This window comes from Ensifer sp. 22521 (assembly GCF_052044795.1).
In the GTDB taxonomy this organism is placed as follows: domain Bacteria; phylum Pseudomonadota; class Alphaproteobacteria; order Rhizobiales; family Rhizobiaceae; genus Ensifer.
The window spans coordinates 1-5,397 of sequence record NZ_JBQENM010000065.1 but is presented as its reverse complement, the minus strand read 5'-3'; the positions used below and the strand labels follow the sequence as shown (position 1 = coordinate 5,397).

General features: G+C 59.7%; 1 protein-coding gene and 1 pseudogene. Both read right to left on the bottom strand.

Annotation, left to right across the window (positions count from 1 at the left end; genetic code table 11):
- On the bottom strand, positions 1-5,259 hold a 5,259-nt coding region (locus ACTJKE_RS36465), incomplete at its 3' end, for a cadherin domain-containing protein (RefSeq protein WP_440693897.1).
- Positions 5,260-5,274: 15 nt separating this feature from the next.
- Positions 5,275-5,382 (bottom strand): annotated as a pseudogene (locus tag ACTJKE_RS36460) (hypothetical protein); the annotation flags it as partial.
- Positions 5,383-5,397: the final 15 nt, after the last annotated feature.

The following is a 5,397-nucleotide window of genomic DNA, read 5'->3' as shown; positions in this document are numbered from 1 at the left end:
CGCTCCAGACGAGAACACCGGGGCATTGTCGTTGACGTTGGTGACCGTGATGGCGACCGCCCGGTCAGTGGCGAGCGTGCCGTCGGAGGCGGTGACGACGATGTCGTAAATGTTGTCGCCATCCCCGTCGGCCGGTGCCTCGAAGTTGGGTGCAGCCTTGAAGGTCACAACACCGGTCGCGGCGTCGATGTTGAACAGCGCGGAGTCCGTGCCAGACAGCGAATAGGTCAAGGCGCCGAGGTTGTCGGCATCGCTGGCGTCGGCATCATAGACCGTGCCGGTCCCGTTTTCGGCGAAGCTGGCCGTCGTGCCGGAGGTGAACACCGGTGCGTTGTCGTTGACGTTGGTGATGGTGACCGTAATAGTCTGGGCGTCCAATCCGCCATGCCCATCGTCCGCCTGCACGACGACCTGATAAAACTGGTCGAAAACTCCGCCATTGAGGTCCGGATTCTCGAAGTCGGGGGCCGTCACAAACGACAGAACTCCCGACTGGCCGTCGATCGCGAACAGATTGGCATCAAATCCGCCGACGATGGAGTAGGTGAGCGTCTCACCGGTATCGGGATCGGTTGCCATGACAGTGGTCAGCGCCGTCGTGTGTTCGGCAACCGAGATCTGAGCTGTATCGCCACCGCCATCCGACGTGATGGTCGGAGCGGTACTCTGCGTGATCACAAGTTGGGCATAGACAGGATCGGCCGCCGCGGTCACGGTCAACACGCCATTGATTTGGCCTGAGAGCACGATGGTACTGTCAAAAACCCCATCGCCGTTTCCATCGATGTCGATGAAGCTGTCCGTTGTTGTCGTACGGAGACGATAGGCACCTGTGGAGTGGGACCCGAAGGCCACCATGATTTTCTCGCCGTATTCGTAGTCGGCGATCCTGTCGCCGTTCCAGTCGGACACGCTGCCGTTGAACTGATCGACGCCAGCACCACCGGTCAGGACATCAACATCGTATTGCCCGGCGAGGAGATCGTCGCCGTCGCCGCCGACGAGCGTGTCGTTGCCGAAGTTGCCCTGGATCAGGTCCGCTTGGGATGATCCAATGAGGACGTCTGCCGATACTGACCCGCCCATGTAGATTGAGTCGCTGGAATTCCAGTTCGAGAACGTCCATGCTCCGATATCGAGCGTTCCCGGCGCATCCATCAGAATGTTGATTGAGTTGGCCCCAGCATTGCCTATGATGGAGACGTCCAGGGACAATCCCGCTCCGATCTGCGTCGAGGAGAAAGTGACGGTTGCGGGAATAGTGGATCCGCCGAAGGCCAACAATTCAATCGAGTTAAGCGTGGCCAAGCGAAAGTCGTTATTCCCGAAGACGAGCAGCTGATCCGTTCCGCCCCCGCCGTCAATCGATTCACCACTTGCGACATCGCCAGTATTAAAGCTGAACTTGTCGCTCCCCGCCCCACCTTGCATGGTGTCTGCCCCAGAATTGCCGAATATGACATCGTCAACCACGGAGCCAATTAACACATCGTTGGATTGGGAGCCTATCAGCTCGATGCTGTCATTCGGACCCCAGTTCTGAAATGCACTGGTACTAAGGTCAGCCGTTCCTCCCGAAAGAGAGGTGACACGCACGGATAACTGATCGGAAAATGAGCTGCCTACGAAGGTATTTATCTGGCCAGTTCCGACATCATCGTTGCTGAGCCACACCGATGCGGCAGAAGTGGTATCGAACGCCAGGCGCTCCACGCCCGTGATGTTTACCTGGTAAAGATCACTGTTGTTTCCTTCCACTGAGATGGTGTCGATTCCGGCTCCGCCGTCGATCGTGTCACCCAAGGCACTGTCCAGGAAGCCGTAGTGAATGATGTCGTTTCCTTCGCCGCCATCGAGGACATCTGACCCTGACCCGCCGCGCAAATTGTCGTCACCTCCTCCCCCCGCAATCGTGTCGTTTCCGCCGAGCCCAAGAATTGTCTCGTCTTCGCTAGTCCCAACAAGCACGTTGTCAAATTCATCACCGATGATCATATTCGGTACATCTGTTACGGTGATGGCGACGGCTTGGTCGGTGCTGAGCGTGCCATCGGAGGCAGTGACCATGATGTCGTAGACATTGTCGCCATCCGCATCGGCCGGTGCCTCGAAGTCGGGCGCCGCCTTGAAGGTGACAGCACCGGTCGCGGCGTCGATGTTGAACAGTGCGGAGTCCGCCCCCGACAACGTGAAGGTCAGCGCGCCGAGATTGTCGGCATCGCTGGCGTCGGCGTGATAGACCGTGCCGGCCCCATTCTCGGCGAAGCTCGCCGTCGTGCCGGAGGTGAACACCGGCGCATTGTCATTGACGTTGTTGACCGTGATGGCAACCGCCCGATCGACGGTGAGCGTGCTATCGGAGGCAGTGACGACGATGTCGTAGACATTGTCGCCATCCGCATCGGCCGGTGCCTCGAAGTCAGGCGCATCCTTGAAAGTGACAGCACCGGTCGCAGCGTCGATGTTGAACAGCGCGGAGTCCGTGCCGGACAGCGAATAGGTCAGCGCACCGAGATTGTCGGCATCGCTGGCATCGGCATCATAGGCAACGCCGGGCCCATTCTCGGCAAAGCTCGCCGTCGTGCCGGAGTTGAACACCGGTACATTGTCGTTCTGGTTGGTTACCGTAACGGCGATCGTTTGCGTGTCGATGCCGCCGTTGCCGTCGGAGACCTGCACGGTCACTTCATATCCGTTGTCGGCGCCCACATCGGAAGGGGCCTCAAAATCTGGCGCCGTCACGAAGCTCAGAACACCCGTGCCCGAGTCGATCTGGAAATGGATCGAATCGGCGCCGCCTGCAATCGAGTAGCTCAGGCTCTGTCCGGCGTCTGGATCACTCGCCGTCACTGTCGTGGTCACCGCGGTGTTCTCTGCAACCGAAATTGCTGCGGTATCGCCGCCGCCATTCGAACTGATCGCAGGCGCGGAATTTCCGACGATGATCAGTTGCGTATAGGTCGAATCGATCCGCTGAACCGTAAGCGTGCCAGTGATGATACCGGAAAGGGTAAAGCTACTGTCGAAATTTCCGTCGCCGTTGCCGTCGATGTCGATGAATGTATCGGTGGCGGAGTAGCGCAGGCGATAGCCGTTGGCAGTCGACAGCCCGAAGGCCACGTAGAGCTTCTCGCCATGCTCGTAGTCGGTGATCCTGTCGCCGTTCCAGTCGGTCACGCTGCCGTTGAACTGATCGACACCAGCACCGCCGGTCAGGACATCAACATCGTATTGCCCCGCTAGGAGATCGTCGCCGTCGCCGCCGACGAGTGTGTCGTTTCCAAAATTACCCAGGAGTTGGTCATTGCCACCTCCTCCGTAGATCGTGTCGTTGCCAATCGTCCCGCTGACAGTCTCAGGGTTGATATCCGCAACGGCAATTGTCAACACCCGATCGATGTAATTGCCGCCAGTGTCCGTCGCACGCACCGTGATCTGATGGGCTGCTGCCTGCTCATAATCCAACGCTATGCCATTGGCGACCACGAGTTGGTTGCCGTTTACAAGGACAAACCGGCCACCTGCATTCTCGATCAGCGCGAAAGATTGTTGGTCGACAGCATCCGGGTCGGCAGCTGTCAGCGTCCCGACGAGCGTTCCATCGTTCGCATACTCATTCACCGTACTGGCAGACAACAGAATGTTGTTGGGCGCTTCATTGACGTTGGTCACACTGATCGCGACATTGCGATCGGTCGCGAGCGTGCCATCGGAGGCAGTGACAATGATATCGTAGGTATTGTCACCGCCGGCGTCGGCCGGAGACTCGAAGTCGGGCGCCACCTTGAAGGTGACCGCGCCGGTAGCGGAATCGATATCGAACAGCGTCGCATCCGTACCCGACAGCGCGTAGCTCAGCGCCCCGAGATTGTCGGCATCGGTCGCGTCGGCATCATAGACTGTGCCGGTGGCATTCTCGGCAAAGCTCGCCGTCGTGTCGGACGAGAACACCGGCGCGTTGTCGTTCTGGTTGGTGACCGTGATGGCAACCGCCCGGTCAGTGGTGAGCGTGCCGTCGGAGGCGGTGACGATGATGTCGTAGGTGTTGTCACCATTGGCGTCGAGCGGTGTCTCGAAGTCGGGCGCGTTCTTGAAGGTGACCACGCCGGTAGCGGAATCGATATCGAACAGCGCTGCATCAGTGCCCGACAGCGCGTAGCTCAGCGCCTCGAGATTGTCGGCATCGGTCGCGTCGGCATCACAGACCGTGCCGGCTCCGTTCTCACCAAAGCTCGCCGTCGTGCCGGATGAGAACACCGGTTGATTGTCGTTGAGATTCGCAAGCTCGACCGTGAAGGTCTTGTCGAAGGTGTGGTTCTGACTGTCGGTCACCCGAACGGTGACCTGGCGGCTTGCTCCCGCCTCGTGGTCGAGTGGTCCGGCGACGACGAGGTCGCTGCCGGAGATGGCGAATGCTCCACCGGAATTGTCAAGAAGAGAGAATGTGAACGTCTCGCCACTGTCGGGATCTGTGGCGCCGAGCGCGCCGACGATCGTGCCGGCCGTGCTGTTCTCGTCGACCGTGTTCGCCGAGAGCAAGATATCGGTCGGCGGCTGGTTCACAGTATCTTCGATGTCGGCGATGCCGATGGTGAACACCTTGTCGTAGGTGTTGCCGCTGCCGTCGGTGACGCGCGCGGTGATCTGGTGTGACGAGGCCGTCTCGAAATCGAGCGCGCCGTTGACCACCAGCTGGTCGCCCGAAAGGGCAAACAGGCCACCGGCATCATCCACGAGGGTATAGGCGAGTGTGTCCCCGGAATCCGGGTCGGTGGACGAGAACGTCCCGACGACCGTGCCCTGTGCGCTGTTTTCGGCCACTTGCGCCGCTGACAGCGCGAGGCTCGTCGGCGAATGAATGAGTTGACTGAATGTCCGTATTCCGTCGGAGAAGGCAAACGACTCTACCGAATAGGCGGCGGTGTAGGTGGAGCTTCGAAGGTCGAACAACTGAACATCGGTCGCAGTGAGGACCGATATCTGGTAGTCGCTCAGCATGCCGGTGAGCTTGACGGTGTCGGCTCCTGCATCGCCGAAAATCGTGTTGTTGCCACCTCCGGCGTCGAAGGTATCGTCGCCGTCACCACCGTAAAGCTGATCATTCCCGTCCAACGTGGTGATGACGTCGTCGCCCGAACCGCCGGTGATCTGGACGTGCTCGACATTGACGAAGGTCGTGCCATCGCCGATCGCGGTGGCTGCCGTCGTGCTGATCATCGAGATATTGAGCGCAGCCGTTGCCGTCGAGCGGTCGATCACCGCCGTGTCCTCGCCGTCGCCACCGTCGAGCGTGTCGGCCCCGCCGTAGCTGTAGAGTGTGTCGTTGCCCGATCCGCCGTTGAGAATGTCATTGCCGGAAGAGGCCGCATTGTCATCGTCTATGAGCGTGTCGTCGCC